Consider the following 15,411-nt stretch of genomic DNA (forward strand, 5'->3'; position numbering starts at 1 on the left):
GCTCAGCAGGGTGTCGAGGCTGGCCTTTGCGTCGCCGTAGAACATGCGGGTGTTTTCCTTGAAGAACAGCGGGTTCTCGATGCCGGAATAGCCGGTGCCCTGGCCGCGTTTGGAGACGAACACCTGTTTCGCCTTCCAGCATTCCAGCACCGGCATGCCGGCGATGGGCGAGTTGGGATCCTCCTGCGCTGCCGGGTTCACGATGTCGTTGGAGCCGATCACGATCGCCACATCCGTCTGCGGGAAGTCCTCGTTGATCTCGTCCATCTCCAGCACGATGTCATAGGGCACCTTGGCCTCGGCCAGCAGCACGTTCATATGGCCCGGCAAGCGGCCCGCCACCGGGTGGATGGCAAAGCGCACGGTCTTGCCTTTGGCGCGCAGGCGGCGGGTGAGCTCGGCGACGTTCTGCTGCGCCTGCGCCACCGCCATGCCGTAGCCGGGGATGATCACCACAGAGTCGGCCTCCTCCAGCGCTGCCGCCACGCCGTCGGCGTCGATGGCGATCTGTTCGCCGTCGATCTCCATCGCCGGGCCCGCCGCGCCGCCGAAACCGCCAAGGATCACGCTGACAAAGGAGCGGTTCATCGCCTTGCACATGATGTAGCTGAGGATCGCACCCGAAGAGCCGACCAGCGCGCCGACCACGATCAACAGGTCATTGCCAAGGCTGAAGCCGATGGCGGCGGCGGCCCAGCCGGAGTAGCTGTTCAGCATCGACACAACCACCGGCATGTCGGCGCCGCCGATGCCCATGATCAGGTGGTAGCCGATAAACAGCGCCGCCAGGGTCATCAGCAGCAAGGGCAGGAAGGCACCGGAGTTGAAATACCAGATCAGGCTGAGAAAGGAGAGGCCTGCGGCGCCCGCGTTCAGCATATGGCCGCCCGGCAGCTTGGTTGCGGCGGATGTGACCTTGCCCGCCAGCTTGCCGAAGGCAATGACCGAGCCGGTAAAGGTGATCGCGCCGATGAAGATGCCGAGGAACAGCTCAACCCGCAGAAACGCGATCTCGGCCGGGGTCTTCTTGGCAATCAGCTTGGCAAAGGTGCCCAGATCCCCGGTGCTGCCCGCGGCCAGGGTCGCCGCCGCATTGCCGATCTCGAAATGGGCGATGAAGCCCACAAACACTGCGGCCAGGCCGACCAGCGAGTGCATCGCCGCAACCAGCTGCGGCATCTCGGTCATCTGCACCTTTTTCGCGACATAAGTACCGATCAGGCCGCCGCCCGCGATCAGCAGGACCGACAACAGCCACAGGCCGGAGCCGGGGCCGATCAGGGTCGCAAAGACCGCCAGAGCCATGCCGGCAATGCCGTACCAGACCGCGCGTTTGGCGCTTTCCTGACCCGACAGACCGCCCAAGGACAGGATGAAAAGAACAGCCGCAACAACGTAAGCGGCGGTGGTGAAACCGTAATCCATTGTACCTGCCTCGCTTTAAGATTTCTGGAACATGGCGAGCATGCGCCGGGTGACGAGGAAGCCGCCGAAGATGTTGATCCCGGCCATGAAGACGCTAAGCGCCGCCAGCAGGATCACCAGCCAGCTGCCGGAGCCGATCTGCATCAGGGCGCCCAGGATGATGATCGAGGAGATCGCATTGGTCACCGCCATCAAGGGCGTGTGCAGCGAGTGCGCGACACCCCAGATCACCTGGAAGCCGACAAAGCAGGCCAGCGCAAAGACGATGAAATGCTGCATGAAGCTCGCGGGCGCAAACAGCCCCACCAGCAGCAAGAGCGCGCCGCCGCCTGCCAGCAGGGTGACCTGGCTTTTGGTCTGCGCCTTGAAGGCCTCGACCTCCTGGGCGCGTTTTTCCTCCGGCGTCAGCTCCGGCACCACCTCCTTGGGCTTGGCCGCAATCGCCTGAACTTTCGGCGGCGGCGGCGGGAAGGTGATCTCGCCCTCAAAGGCCACGGTGGCGCCGCGGATCACGTCGTCTTCCATGTCGTGATTGACCAAACCGTCTTTTTCCGGCGTCAGGTCAGTCATCATGTGGCGGATGTTGGTGGCATAAAGCGTCGAGGCCTGCGCCGCCATCCGGCTGGGGAAATCGGTGTAGCCGATGATGGTGACGCCGTTGTCGGTCACGATCTTCTCATCCGCGACGGTCAGCTTGCAGTTGCCGCCCTTTTCCGCCGCCAGATCGACGATCACCGAGCCCGGCTTCATCGCCGCAACCATGTCCGCGGTCCACAGCTCGGGCGCTTCGCGGTTGGGGATCAGCGCAGTGGTGATGACGATGTCCATTTCCGGCGCCAGCTCGCGGAACTTGGCCAGCTGCGCTTCGCGGAATTCCGGCGAAGACACAGAGGCATAGCCGCCGGTGGCGGCGCCGTCCTGCTGTTCTTCCTCGAAATCGAGATAGACAAACTCGGCGCCCATCGATTCCACCTGCTCGGCCACTTCAGGCCGCACGTCGAAGGCATAGGTCACCGCGCCCAAGCTGGTCGAGGTGCCGATCGCGGCAAGCCCCGCGACGCCTGCGCCGACCACCAGCACTTTTGCGGGGGGCACCTTGCCCGCCGCGGTGATCTGGCCGGTGAAGAAACGGCCGAAGTTGTTGCCCGCCTCGATCACCGCGCGGTAGCCGGCGATATTGGCCATGGAGCTGAGCGCGTCCATCTTCTGCGCGCGGCTGATCCGCGGCACCATTTCCATCGCGATCACATTGGCGCCCTTGGCCTTGGCCGCGTCCATGCCCGCGTCATTGCCGGCCGGGTTGAAGAAGGAGATCAGCGTCTTGCCCTTGGTCAGCCGTTTCAGCTCAGTCTCATCCGGCTGGCGCACCTTGGCGACAATATCGCAGGCTTTCCAAAGCGCTGCCGGCGTCTTGATGATCTCGACCCCCGCCGCCGCATAGGCCGCATCGGAAAAGCCCGCCGCCGCACCGGCCCCCGCCTCGATCGCGCAAGAATACCCCAGCTTCTGCAACTGCGTCGCGGACTCCGGCGTCATTCCGACCCGGTTTTCACCCGCAAATGTTTCTTTTGGTGTCCCTATTTTCACCTTATGGGTCCCCCTCGTCTTGCCCGCGCCAGCAATGTTTGGGCACGGATCACAATGATTTTCTCTACTACGCGCAACATTGTTGCGCAAGGATTTTGCTGCACTGCCGCAAATTCATGCTGCAGCGCCGCGTTCCGGTCAGATCCAGCGGCGCACCTTCTTCCCGTAGCGGGCCCAGTCTGCCCGGAATGTCCGCCGCAGCCTGTCTTCCTCGGGAATGACAAACCGCTTTTCAAGCACCCATAGGAAGATGGGGATCAGCGGCAAAGACAGCACCGCATCAAACCGCAGCACCAGGCCCGCAAGGATCAGAACATCGCCCAGATAGATCGGGTTCCGGCTACGGCTGAAGATCCCGGATTGCACCAGCCGGCTGGGTGTCTGGTGCGGAATAACAGTGGTTTTCTGCCGCCGCATTTCAGTGATGGCGAGTATAGCCAGCAACAGGCCGCCGCCGAGCAGAGTGCCGCCCAGGAATTCAGCCCAGGTGCCTCCGAAAGAAAGCCCGAATGCGGCATGTGCGGACTGCAGCCAGGCCGCCAGAACAAAGCCCGCCAGCCAGACGGGCGGCACATCCAGCCAACGCATCACGCCCCGCCCGCTTGCAGAATATGTCCTGAAATCATGCACATTGCGGGCAATCTTTCCTTATCCGGCTTGGTCGTCCAGACCAGTTCAGCCGGGACCTTCAGAAAAGGACAAAATGCCCCCAATACTACGGAAACGACGAATCTATTCCGGCTTGCGGCATGATCCTGCATAAATTTGCCTGAAAGCCTACGTATATTTTTGTGTACTGAAGTAGGCGCGGTTTATTCCCATTCCATTTCTTCGAACACCCGGCCTGCGTTTTTGGTGGCAAGCTCTTCAAACGTGTCCAGCCCTTTCCAGCGTGCCTGATCCACATAGTAGGCGCTTGCGAGGTCTCCGCCCGCCTCGATATGGGCACCGATCTTGGCCCGCAGGTCCATTAGATAGTCGAGAGTGAACCGGCGCAACTGCGGCAAATTGGTCGGGTGGCCATGGCCCGGGATCACGTAGGCGGGCTCCAGCGGTTCCAGTTTGTCCTGCCAGGTGTCGATCCAGCATTTGGTGCAGGTGTGCGGAAAGACCGGCAGCATCCGCTCATGAAAGGCGATGTCGCCGGCAATCAGCATGTCCCAGGCAGGAATCCAGATCTGTATGTCGCCAGGATCATGCGCCGGTCCCAGATGCAATACCTGCATTTCCACCCCGCCCAGGCTAAGGTCATAACGGTCATCAAAGGACAGATTTGCATGTTCGACACGGGTATCCCCTGCGCGGTCCCCGTTGTAGCCGCGCATCCGCTGCAGGATCAGGTCGCTGTTTTCCTTTGTCTGCGCAATCGCCTCTGCATGGGCCAGCACATCGACGCCCTGATCGCGCCAATATCCGTTGCCAAGCATCGCGTGGCCCTGCCCGTTTTCGTTGATCACCAGAACCACCGGCTGGTCCGTTACCTGCTTGATTTCGTCGTGCAGGGCCCTGGCCAGCGCATCCGACGCGCCTGCATTCACCACCACCACGCCCTCGGAGGTCACGATGAAGGACAGGTTGTTGTTATGACCTGCATTCCCATATGTGGGCGGTGCGGTGGCGCCGATGGCGGAAAACACGTGCGGAATGACCTCCACCGGCTTGGAATAGAGCTCGGACTGCGGGTATTGGTCAGCAATGTCCTCACTCGCGGGCGCGGGCAAGGGCATCAACAGGGCTGCGCAGACAGCAACGGCAAAGGCTTTCATCGGTTCTCTCCCTGGGTGTGCGCTGCAACATTCACACATGTGAATATGACTGTAAACGCTGAGATTATACGGCAAGACGGCACTGCGGGGTTGCCAGAGACCGTTGCCCGGTTAGGCTGGCCTGCAAACCAAGGAGGCCGGAGAGCATGATACGGCAGGGCAAACACGGACAGGCCACCGGCGGCGGCACCGGAAACCGGCTGGCAATTGCGCAAACCCTCGCAGCTGAAGGCGTGCAGATCGCGATTACCGGGCGCAGTAAAAAAGGACGTGAGCGTCAAGTCAGGGGGGGGCTGTGGCTGTCCGGGCCGGGACCGGTGAACGGCCAATGCACTGAGGTCACGGGCAGGCAGACCTGATGAACCGGGAGTCTTTCAACCGCTTTTGCGCCACTTTCCCTGCCGCCGAACACGTTGTGCAATGGGGCAACTCGGACGTCTGGAAAGCAGGTGGCAAGCTGTTTGCGGTCTGCGGCTGGGCTGACGGCAGGGATGCCTTCACCTTCAAGGCAGGCGAAATTGCCTTTGAGGTGCTGCAGGAGCGCACCGGCGTCCGCCCCGCGCCCTATCTGGCATCGCGTGGCATGAAATGGCTGCAGCATTACGATGCGCCCGGGCTGACGGATGCGGAGTTGCGGGAGCAAATCACCATTTCCTACCAGCTGGTGACCGCGGGATTATCCAAACGCAAACGGGCCGAATTCGGCATTCCAGATCCGCCTCCCGGCTGAGCGGCGGGCTGAGGCAGGCTGCCAGGCACTGGACAGACGGGCCACGATACGGTAGCAAACCCCGAAAATATTTAAGCTTAAAATACCCAGCAGATGCGAGGGCGCCCATGACCGATTTTGCAGCAACCAAAGCGATGTTCGACCTGCCCGACGGGGTGATCTATCTGGACGGCAACTCGCTGGGTCCGCTGCCTCGTGCGGCCAGGGATCGCGTTGGCGCGATGATGCAGGACGAATGGGGCCAGATGCTGATCACTGGCTGGAACAAGGCCGGATGGATGGACAAGCCCAAGGCGCTGGGTGACCGCATCGGGCGGCTGATCGGGGCCGAGCCGGGCCATGTGGTGATGGGCGACACACTGTCGATCAAGGTCTACCAGGCCGTCGCCTCGGCGCTGGAGCTGAACCCGGGCCGCAAGGTGGTGCTATCGGACAACGGCAACTTCCCCACCGACCTCTACATGGCCAGCGGGCTGCTGAAATCGCTGGGGCCGGACTATGAACTGCGGGTGGTCGATCCGGAGGCGGTGGAAGACAGCATTACCGAGGAAATCGCTGTGCTGATGATCACCGAGGTCGACTATCGCACCGGCCGCAAGCACGATATGAAAGCGCTGACGGAAAAAGCCCACGCCCATGACGTGATAACGGTCTGGGATCTGGCCCATTCCGCTGGTGCCGTGCCGGTGGATCTGGCCGGCTGCAAGGCGGATTTCGCAGTGGGCTGCACTTACAAGTACCTCAATGGCGGCCCCGGCGCGCCGGCCTTCATCTATGTTGCGCCCCGCCACGCGGAAACCGCCCGCCCGGCGCTGTCCGGCTGGCTGGGCCATGAGGCGCCCTTTGCCTTTGATCTCGACTACCGCCCTGGCCATGGCATCGACAGGATGCGCGTCGGCACGCCGCCGGTGATCCAGCTGACCGCGCTGGAGGCGGCGATGGATATCTGGGACATGGCGGACATGGACGCCGTGCGCGCCAAATCCATCGAACTGTGCAACCTGTTCATTGCCGAAGTCGAGGAAAAATGCCCGCAGCTGGAGCTGGCCTCGCCGCGCGATCCCGCTTTCCGCGGCAGCCAGGTGTCGTTCAAGTTCGACGAGGGCTATGCCGCGATGCAGGCTTTGGTCGCCCGCGGCGTGATCGGCGACTTCCGGGCCCCGGACATCATGCGGTTCGGCTTCACACCGCTCTATATCGACGAGAATGACGTGCGCTCCGCGGCCGGGATCATCGCCGACGTCATGAACAACGTTCTGTGGGACCGCGCCGAATATAAAAAGCGCAGCGCCGTCACCTGATGCGCCTGACACGCACATACCGTGTCCCCCTATGCCGCCCGGCGGGCTGGGTCGCGCTATGGCGGCGCCTGGCCCAATGCGGCACCCTGAACCGGAGAAACCCTCCCTTTCCCTGAACCGTGATACACTTAGGAAAAGGAACACTTCGATGACAAAACCCTATGACCCCGCCGAAGACGGCGCCCAGATGTCATTTGACGGGCGCATGTCTTATGGTGACTACCTGTCGCTGGACATGCTGTTGAACGCGCAGAAGACATGGACCAACACCCATGACGAAATGCTGTTCATCATTCAGCACCAGACCTCTGAGCTGTGGATGCGGCTGGCCATTCACGAACTGACCGCGGCCCGCCAACGGCTGCTGGCCGGCAAGGCGCATCAGGCGTTCAAGATGCTGGCCCGGGTGGCGCGGATCTTTGAGCAGCTGAACTCCGCCTGGGACGTGCTGCGCACCATGACGCCGTCGGATTATACCGCGTTCCGGGACGAGCTGGGCCAAAGCTCCGGCTTTCAATCGCACCAGTACCGGCAGATCGAGTTCATGCTGGGCAACCGCAACAAGGCGATGCTGCGCCCGCATTCGCACCGCCCCGATACCCTGGCGCTGCTGGAAGCCGAGCTGGCCCAGCCCTCGCTTTATGACGTGGCGCTGAAGGCCCTTGCGAAAAAATTCCCGTTGCCGGATGCCGTGCTGAACCGGGATGTCTCCGAAGCCTATGTGCCGCATGAGGCCGTGCAGGCCGCCTGGACCGAGGTGTACCGCGACACCGAAACCCATTGGGAGCTGTATGAACTGGCCGAGAAACTGGTGGATTTCGAAGATTACTTCCGCCGCTGGCGCTTCAACCACGTCACCACCGTGGAGCGCGTTATCGGCTTCAAGCGCGGCACCGGCGGCACCGGCGGCGTCAGCTATCTGAAACGGATGCTGGAGGTGGAGCTGTTCCCCGAACTCTGGCACCTGCGCACCGAGCTTTGACCCAGGCAGCAGGCCGGAATGTCAGGACCGGCCGTCAGCGCGGCGCCAGCCCGGCCGCGAACAGGGCTGCCAGCTGGCGCACACCTTCCTGGTAGGTCGGATAATCTCCGGCGGCCTGCTTGATGCCTTTGAGGGACGCGCAAATGGTCCGGGCAATCACTGCAGCATCGCCGTTCAGCGCTGCCTGCCCGGCCTCTGCCTGCTGCTGCAGCCAGGAGGCATAAACCCCGCGCAAAGCTTCCTCGCCTTCTTCGATCTGCGCGCCTGCCACGCTCTTGGTGATCTCAAACAGCTCCATCCCGTGCGGCGAGGCCAGCATCGATTCAATCGCTTCGCCGCCTTGCCCCTCGAATGCGGCCAGCAGGCGCTCAGCCATCGGCCCTTCCGACGCCAGCCCGGCCCGGACATTCTCCGCCGCATTGCCGTAGTACGCGTCCACCAGCGCCCGGAAGATCGCTTCCTTGTTCTTGAAATGCAGATAGAGCGCCGGGCGCGACATGCCCGCGCCCTTGGCGATGTCGTCCATCGAGGTTTTGCGGAACCCATAGGTGGAGAACGCTACCCAAGCGGCCCCCAGGATTGCCTGCTGTTTCGGATCAATGCCTGCCATGTTCATGAGTTTACTTCTGACATTGTTCGCCAAAAACGTCAATTGACACACTGACACTTATGGTTACATTTGTCATTACCGCATCAGAGGAAGGCACGCCATGTCCACCACGCTCCGCATCAATGGAAACTCCCATCAGGTGGATCTGCCTGACGATGTGCCTCTCCTGTGGGTGCTGCGCGATGAAGTCGGCCTCACCGGCACCAAATACGGTTGCGGCGTTGCAGCCTGCGGCGCCTGCACGGTGCACATCGATGGCGAGGCGGTGCGCTCCTGCCAGGTGGCACTGTCGGATGTCTGGGGGGATGTCACCACGATCGAGGGCCTCGGAACGCCTGATGCAATGGCGGCAATCCAGCAGGCCTGGGTGGCGCAACAGGTGGCGCAATGCGGCTACTGCCAGTCCGGCCAGATCATGCAGGCGGCCAGCCTGCTGGCAGCAAACCCGGCCCCATCAGACGCCGAGATTGACGAAGCGATGCAGGGCAACCTTTGCCGCTGCGGCACCTACCAGCGTATCCGGGCTGCCATCCATGCCGCGGCAAAACAGATGCAGGAGGCATAATTTCATGGCCAGCATCGGAAAAATCGCCCGCCGCAGCTTCCTGATCGGCTCAGCCGCCATTGTCGGCGGCGTGGCCTTTGGCGCCTATTACGTCAGCCGCCCAGCCCCCAACCCGCTGAAACCGGCGGAGGGTGAGGCTGCGCTGACCCCTTTTGTACTGATCGACCGGAAGGGCATCACCCTGTTTGCCCCGCGCGCCGAAATGGGCCAGGGCGTGAAGACCAGCTGGGCCGCGCTGATCGCGGAAGAGCTGGACGTGGAACTGGACCAGGTGCGGGTGCTGCACGGGCCGGCCGCCAAGGCTTATTACAACTCCGCCTTCATCGCGGATGCGCTGCCGGGCAAGGGCTATGACAGCGGCAACTTCAAACATTCCATCGGCGAAGCGCTGGGGCATCTCGGCAAAGTGCTGAACCTGCATGGCACCGGCGGCTCGACCTCGATGAAAGACGGGTTCAAGCGGATGCGGCATGCTGGCGCCACCGCCCGCGAGACGCTTAAACAGGCGGCGGCAGAACGGCTCGGCCTCAGCCGCGGCCAGCTCAGCACCGCCAAGGGTGCAGTGATTGCACCGGACGGAACCCTGATCCCCTACAGCGACCTCGCCATCGAGGCCGCCAAGCTGGACCCAGTGGAAGCGGACTTGCGCCCGAGCAATGAATGGCGGCTGATCGGAAAATCCCAACCCCGGCTCGACATGGTGGAGAAATCCACCGGCACTGCAGAATTCGGCATCGACGTGCGGCTGCCGGGGATGAAGTTTGCAGCGCTGCGGATGAACCCGCGCCAGGGCGGCGGCATGAAGCGCTTCGACGCCGCCGCAGCCGCCGCCATGCCCGGCGTGGAAAAGGTAATCGACATGGGCGCCGGCGTGGCGGTGGTTGCCAGCAATACATGGCTGGCCATGCAGGCCGTGGAGGCAATCGAAGTAGACTGGGGGAACGCCCCCTATCCGCCGGAAACCGATCAGATCTTCGCCCGCATTGCCGAGGCCTTTGACGACGCGCCAAATTCGGTTCTGCGCGACGACGGCGATGCCGACCAGTTGCCCGTGGGCGCAACGGAACTGACCGCGGACTATCAGGTGCCCTATCTGGCCCATGCCACCATGGAACCGATGAATGCGACCGCCCTCTTGGAGGGCGGCAAGCTGACCGTCTGGTGCGGCAATCAGATGCCGGCATTCACCCAGTCGAAATGCGCCGCCGAGGCAGGGCTGGACGCCGAGCAGGTCGACATCCGCACCACCTATCTGGGCGGCGGTTTCGGGCGGCGGGTCGAGTTCGACTATGCGGTGTTCGCCACCCGCGCCGCCAAGGCGATACCCGGCGTGCCGGTTCAGCTTACCTGGAGCCGCAAGGAAGATATGCAGCACGACATGTACCGCCCCGGCGCCATGGCCCGGATGCGCGGCGCGGTGAAAGATGGCACGGCGGTGCTGATGGACGGCAAGGTGGCCGCGGCCTCGCCCACCGAACAGGCAATGAAGCGGCTGGCGGATTTCACTCCCGCAGGCCCCGATAAGGTGCACGTCGAGGGGTTCTTCAACTCCCCTTATGCAATCCCGAATTACCGGATGGCCGGGCATATCTCCGACCTGCAGATCCCGGTCGGCTTCTGGCGGTCTGTCGGCAACAGCTTTAACGCCTTTTTCGTCGAAAGCTTCATTGATGAAATGGCCCATGCCGCCGGCACCGACCCGCTGGAGTTCCGCCTGGACCTGGCCCGCCGTGAATGGGAGCCGGCCGCAGGTGTGCTGGAGGCGGTCAAGGAGATGTCCGGCTGGACTGGCGCCACGCCCGATGGCGTGGGACGCGGCGTGGCCCTGTGCTACAGCTTTGGCACGCCGGTGGCCGAGGTGATCGAGGTTGCGGAGGAAAACGGCAGAATCCGCATCGTCAAGGCCTGGATTGCCTGCGACATGGGCCAGGTGATCGACCCGGAGATCGTCAAGGCCCAGATGTTCGGCGGCATGGCATACGGGCTGTCGGCGGCCTGCTTTGGCGAGATCACCTTTTCCGATGGCGCCGCCGAACAGGGCAACTTCCCTGACTACGACGCCCTTCGCATGCATACGATGCCCAAGACCGTGGTGAAGGTGCTGGAAACCCAGGCCCATATGGGCGGCGCAGGTGAGCCCGGCACCCCGCCAGCCGCGCCGGCGTTGGCAAACGCGCTGTTTGACCTTTCCGGCAAACGCGCGCGCCACCTGCCCCTGATGCATGAATTTGACCTGATGGTCTGAAACGGCTTGCAGCCCGCCCCGCAGGGCGGGCCGCAGGGTCTTCGCCTAGTCCAGAATCTTGACCATCCGGTAGTTGTGAATTTTCACACCGCCGCGCACAAATTCGCTCCGCTTGTCCAAGGCAAACCCCGCACGTTCGAAAAAGCCGCGCGCCGCTTCGCTGGCCTCGACATACAACAGCCTGATTCCCTGGCGCAGCGCAGCCTCTTCCAGTTTTCCGTAAAGCATCGCAGCAACGCCCTGCCCGGCTGCACGGGGATGGCAGAACAGCATGTCGATATGGCCGTCCGCCTCAAGATCGATGAAAGCCACTGGCACGTCTTCGCCATCTGCCGCCACCCATACCGCCCGGCCATCGGACAGCTTCTGCAGGATCGCGTCACTTGGCGGTGTCTTTGGGCACCATGCGCTGATTTGCGCAGGAGAATATACCCGGCTGGCAATACCATGAACAGCGGACGAGATAACATCCGCCAGCGCCGCTGCATCACTTGCCTTGAATTGCCTTATAGCGCAGGAAAACGGCCTGCCGGCAGCCTCCCGCCTCGCACAAACTGCCATACACAAACCTTTTAAGCTGACCTCTGCAATCCGGCCCGCGCCGCGCCGGCAGCCCAGGCCCTGACCGCATCGCCGAACGCCTCGAACAGCGGCCGCGACACCGGATCGCTGGCCGCGTCCCATTCCGGGTGCCACTGCACTGACATGGTAAAGCCCGGCGCATCCTTGATATAAGCCGCTTCAGGCGTGCCATCGGGCGCCTGCCCGTCAACCACCACCCGCGCGCCCGGGCGCTTGATCCCCTGGCCGTGCAATGTATTGGTCATCACCTCTTCGGCTCCGAACAGCCGGTGGAACACGCCGCCGGGAGTGAACCTGACCATATGGCGCAGGGCGAATTTCTCCTCCAGCGTGCCATCCGGCGGCATCCGGTGGTTCATCCGCCCAGGCAGGTCGCGGATTTCCGGGTGCAGCGTGCCGCCCATCGCCACATTGACCTCTTGGAAACCGCGGCAGATTCCCAGGAACGGCTGGCCGCGATCAACACAGGCTCGTATCAGCGGCAGGGTGATCGCATCGCGCGCCCGGTCAAAGGCACCATGCGCTTCGGTCTCGGCCTCGCCGTACTCATGCGGGTGCACATTCGGGCGCCCGCCGGTGAGCAGAAACCCGTCAAAACTCTCCAGCAGCTCGTCCACCGTGACAAATCGCGGATCTGACGGGATCATCAGCGGCATGCAACCCGCCACTTCGGCGATCGCCTCGGAGTTCATGGTTCCGCCCGCGTGGACAGGATACTGATCGTTGATCAGGTAGGAATTTCCGATGATGCCAACTTTGGGCCGGGCCATAGTCCGCTCTTCTTTTGCTGTGTGAAGAAAAACTTAGCTCCCTGCGGCCGACACTTCAACGGGGAACACGGCGCAACAGACTGTTCAGCCGCGCACAACGCTGCGGAATACCCTTGCGATTCAGATCTCCCCCTGCAAACCTGCGGCCTCGATGCCAGCCATTGCGGCAATCGCATCGTTATCCGAGGTGTCGCCTGTGACACCCACGGCCCCGATCACGGCACCCTCACTGTCCCTCACCAGAACTCCGCCCGGCACCGGCACAACCTGGCCGCCATAGACACCGTTCACCGCCGCCATGAAATAGGCCTGTGCTTCTGCCCGGGCCATCTGCGCCGTGCCCGCCATGCCCAGCATCACCGCGCCATAGGCCTTGCCCTGCGCAATCGCAAACCGGCCCGGCGCCGCGCCATCCTCGCGTTCGAACGCCTGCACATGGCCGCCTGCGTCCAGCACAACCACCGACAGCGGTTTCAGCCGCAATGCGCGGCCGCTTTCCAGCGCCTTGCAGATGATCGTGCGGGCCTGATCCAGTGATATCCCTGACATTGGCGTACTTCCTCCCGTTACCTGACGTCACAAAAGGAAAAAGGAGGCCAAAAGGCCCCCTTTGACTACCCCTAATTGCGGGGAAACTGTTTCATGCGGTCAGTTTGCCGCGGTCAGCCAGCAGCTTCCTAAGCCTTCAACTCCAGACGGCGGGCATGCAGCACCGGCTCGGTATAGCCCGATGGCTGCACCCGGCCCTTCAACACCAGATCGCAGGCCGCCTGGAAGGCGATGCTGTCATAGCCCGGTGCCATCGAACGGTACGTGTTGTCGCCGCGGTTCTGCTCATCCACAACCTTGGCCATCTTGCGAAGGCTGCCCATCACCTCCTCTTTGGAAACAACGCCGTGATGCAGCCAGTTGGCAATGTGCTGGGCGGAAATCCGGCAGGTGGCGCGGTCTTCCATCAGGCCGACGTCATTGATGTCCGGCACCTTGGAGCAGCCCACCCCCTGATCGACCCAGCGCACCACGTAACCCAGGATGCCCTGCGCGTTGTTGTCCACCTCGCGTGCGATCTGCTGCGGCGTCCATTTGCGGTAGGTGGCCAGCGGAATTTCCAGAATCCCATCCACATGGGCGCGGCGGCCGCCTGCTTTGAGCCGTTTCTGCACCGCAAACACATCCACCTTGTGGTAATGCAGCGCATGCAGGGTGGCGGCGGTCGGGCTTGGCACCCAGGCGCAGTTGGCACCGGATTTCGGATGCTCGATCTTCTGCTCCAGCATCGCCGCCATCATGTCCGGCATCGCCCACATGCCCTTGCCGATCTGCGCCTTGCCGCTCAGGCCGCATTCCAGCCCGATATCCACGTTCAGGTTCTCATAGGCGCCGATCCAGCCCTTGCGTTTGATGAAGTCCTTGCGGGAGAAAGGCCCCGCCTCCATCGAGGTGTGGATCTCGTCCCCGGTGCGATCCAGGAAACCGGTATTGATGAAGGCCACCCGGTGCTTGGCCGCGCGGATGCATTCCTTGAGGTTGACCGAAGTGCGGCGCTCCTCATCCATGATGCCGATCTTCACGGTGTGGCGCGGCAGGCCCAGGATATCCTCGGCCTTGCCGAAGATCCGGTCGGTAAAAGCGACTTCCTCCGGCCCATGCATCTTGGGCTTCACCACGTAGACAGAACCGTGGGCCGAGTTGCCGCCCTCGCGATTCAAGTCGTGCTTGGCGATCATCACGGTGATCAGCGCGTCCAGCAGCCCTTCATAGGCCTCGTTGCCATCCTGATCCAGCACCGCCGGGTTGGTCATCAGATGGCCCACATTGCGCACCCACAGCACCGCCCGGCCTTTTACGGACATCGCAGAGCCATCCGGCGCAGTGAAGCCGAAATCCGGGTTCAGACGGCGGGTAATGCTCTTTCCGCCCTTGTCCAGCTTCGCCTCCAGATCGCCCTTCATCAGCCCCAGCCAGTTGGAATAGGCCTGCACTTTATCCTCGGCATCAACGCAAGCCACCGAGTCTTCGCAATCCATGATTGCAGACATCGCGCTTTCCAGCCGCACGTCCGCCAGCCCCGCCTGATCGCGCGCCCCGATCGCATGGGCGCGGTCAAAAACCAGCTCCACATGCAAGCCATTGTTACGCAAGAGAACCGCCTCCGGCGCCTTCGGGTTGCCGCGGTAGCCTGCGAATTTCTCCGGCTGCGCCAGCGGCAGGTCGTCGACCAGCAGCTGCCCGTCTTGCACGTAATAGCGGCGCACATCGGCGTGGCTGGCACCATCGACCGGAAAAGCCTCGTCCAGGAACACCCGCGCCCGCGCCACAACCCGCGCGCCGCGGCCCTTGTCGTAACCGCCCTTGGGCGCCGGCGTGCCCATTGCATCGGTGCCGTAGAAAGCATCATACAGGCTGCCCCAGCGCGCGTTCGCGGCGTTCAGCGCATAGCGGGCATTGGTGATCGGCACCACCAGCTGCGGCCCCGGCACCGATGCGATCTCAGGGTCCACGTTCTGCGTTTCGATCTCAAAATCGCCGCCTTCGGGCAGCAGATAGCCGATGTTTGCCAGGAACGCCTTATAGGCCTCATGGTCATGCGGCTTGTCCCGGTTGGCGATATGCCAGGCATCAATTTCCGCCTGCATCTTTTCCCGTTTCTCCAGCAGCGCGCGGTTTTCCGCCCCGAAGCCGTTCACCAATGCCGCCAGGCCTTTCCAGAACGTCTCCGCCTCGACACCGGTGCCGGGCAACGCCTGCTTTTCGATGAAGTCCGCCAGTTCCAGCGCAACCTGAATTCCCTGCTTTTCGACCCGGCTCATGACTTGCTCCTTTGGACGGTACACCACTGTATGCTGCT

At 62.8% G+C, this 15,411-nt stretch carries 14 protein-coding genes; 5 read left to right on the forward strand and 9 right to left on the reverse strand.

From position 1 onward, the window contains the following. From AC0KW6_RS17835 to AC0KW6_RS17850, 4 genes are all read right to left on the reverse strand, one after another. The coding region (locus AC0KW6_RS17835; protein WP_474035518.1) for an NAD(P)(+) transhydrogenase (Re/Si-specific) subunit beta at positions 1–1,425 on the reverse strand (1,425 nt) is incomplete at its 3' end. Between the two features lie 15 nt (positions 1,426–1,440). Continuing rightward, complete coding sequence (locus AC0KW6_RS17840) at positions 1,441–3,012, reverse strand: Re/Si-specific NAD(P)(+) transhydrogenase subunit alpha (protein ID WP_474035564.1); 1,572 nt, start codon at positions 3,010–3,012, stop codon at positions 1,441–1,443. A 138-nt stretch (positions 3,013–3,150) separates the two neighbouring features. After that, positions 3,151–3,600 carry a methyltransferase family protein gene (locus tag AC0KW6_RS17845; RefSeq protein WP_323780506.1) on the reverse strand — a complete coding sequence of 150 codons (450 nt, stop codon included), beginning with the start codon at positions 3,598–3,600 and terminating at the stop codon, positions 3,151–3,153. Positions 3,601–3,824: 224 nt separating this feature from the next. Further along, positions 3,825–4,778, reverse strand: a complete 954-nt coding sequence (locus tag AC0KW6_RS17850) for an MBL fold metallo-hydrolase (RefSeq protein WP_323780504.1) — start codon at positions 4,776–4,778, stop codon at positions 3,825–3,827. Between the two features lie 358 nt (positions 4,779–5,136). On the opposite strand from AC0KW6_RS17850, the gene AC0KW6_RS17855 reads away from it, so the two are divergent. From AC0KW6_RS17855 to kynA, 3 genes are all read left to right on the forward strand, one after another. Next, positions 5,137–5,508: an MmcQ/YjbR family DNA-binding protein gene (locus tag AC0KW6_RS17855; RefSeq protein ID WP_474035565.1), complete on the forward strand. Its 372-nt coding sequence runs from the start codon at positions 5,137–5,139 to the stop codon at positions 5,506–5,508. 107 nt (positions 5,509–5,615) lie between these two features. Beyond that, the gene (kynU, locus tag AC0KW6_RS17860) at positions 5,616–6,809 is read left to right on the forward strand and encodes a kynureninase (protein WP_474035566.1); all 1,194 of its coding nucleotides are present in this window, start codon (positions 5,616–5,618) and stop codon (positions 6,807–6,809) included. A 148-nt stretch (positions 6,810–6,957) separates the two neighbouring features. Next, positions 6,958–7,791 (forward strand): tryptophan 2,3-dioxygenase, encoded by an 834-nt coding sequence (gene kynA, locus AC0KW6_RS17865; RefSeq protein WP_323780492.1) that lies wholly within the window; start codon positions 6,958–6,960, stop codon positions 7,789–7,791. Between the two features lie 34 nt (positions 7,792–7,825). On the opposite strand, the gene AC0KW6_RS17870 is transcribed toward kynA, so the two are convergent. Then, positions 7,826–8,407 carry a TetR/AcrR family transcriptional regulator gene (locus AC0KW6_RS17870; RefSeq protein WP_474035567.1) on the reverse strand — a complete coding sequence of 194 codons (582 nt, stop codon included), beginning with the start codon at positions 8,405–8,407 and terminating at the stop codon, positions 7,826–7,828. A gap of 94 nt (positions 8,408–8,501) precedes the next feature. Here AC0KW6_RS17870 and AC0KW6_RS17875 point away from each other — a divergent pair, with 94 nt between their 5' ends. Further along, positions 8,502–8,966 carry a (2Fe-2S)-binding protein gene (locus tag AC0KW6_RS17875; RefSeq protein WP_474035568.1) on the forward strand — a complete coding sequence of 155 codons (465 nt, stop codon included), beginning with the start codon at positions 8,502–8,504 and terminating at the stop codon, positions 8,964–8,966. Between the two features lie 4 nt (positions 8,967–8,970). Beyond that, positions 8,971–11,211 carry a xanthine dehydrogenase family protein molybdopterin-binding subunit gene (locus AC0KW6_RS17880; RefSeq protein WP_323780483.1) on the forward strand — a complete coding sequence of 747 codons (2,241 nt, stop codon included), beginning with the start codon at positions 8,971–8,973 and terminating at the stop codon, positions 11,209–11,211. Between the two features lie 45 nt (positions 11,212–11,256). On the opposite strand, the gene AC0KW6_RS17885 is transcribed toward AC0KW6_RS17880, so the two are convergent. The 4 genes from AC0KW6_RS17885 to AC0KW6_RS17900 form a co-directional block, all read right to left on the reverse strand. Next, positions 11,257–11,895, reverse strand: a complete 639-nt coding sequence (locus AC0KW6_RS17885; RefSeq protein ID WP_474035569.1) for a GNAT family N-acetyltransferase — start codon at positions 11,893–11,895, stop codon at positions 11,257–11,259. Continuing rightward, positions 11,784–12,563 (reverse strand): gamma-glutamyl-gamma-aminobutyrate hydrolase family protein, encoded by a 780-nt coding sequence (locus AC0KW6_RS17890; RefSeq protein WP_323780477.1) that lies wholly within the window; start codon positions 12,561–12,563, stop codon positions 11,784–11,786. The genes AC0KW6_RS17885 and AC0KW6_RS17890 overlap by 112 nt, the downstream gene beginning before the upstream one ends. Positions 12,564–12,683: 120 nt before the next feature. Further along, positions 12,684–13,112, reverse strand: a complete 429-nt coding sequence (locus AC0KW6_RS17895) for a GlcG/HbpS family heme-binding protein (RefSeq protein WP_323780474.1) — start codon at positions 13,110–13,112, stop codon at positions 12,684–12,686. Between the two features lie 128 nt (positions 13,113–13,240). Continuing rightward, positions 13,241–15,373, reverse strand: a complete 2,133-nt coding sequence (locus tag AC0KW6_RS17900) for a malate synthase G (RefSeq protein WP_474035570.1) — start codon at positions 15,371–15,373, stop codon at positions 13,241–13,243. Positions 15,374–15,411 lie beyond the last annotated feature (38 nt).

The sequence above is a fragment of the Leisingera sp. SA215 genome (genome assembly GCF_055902035.1).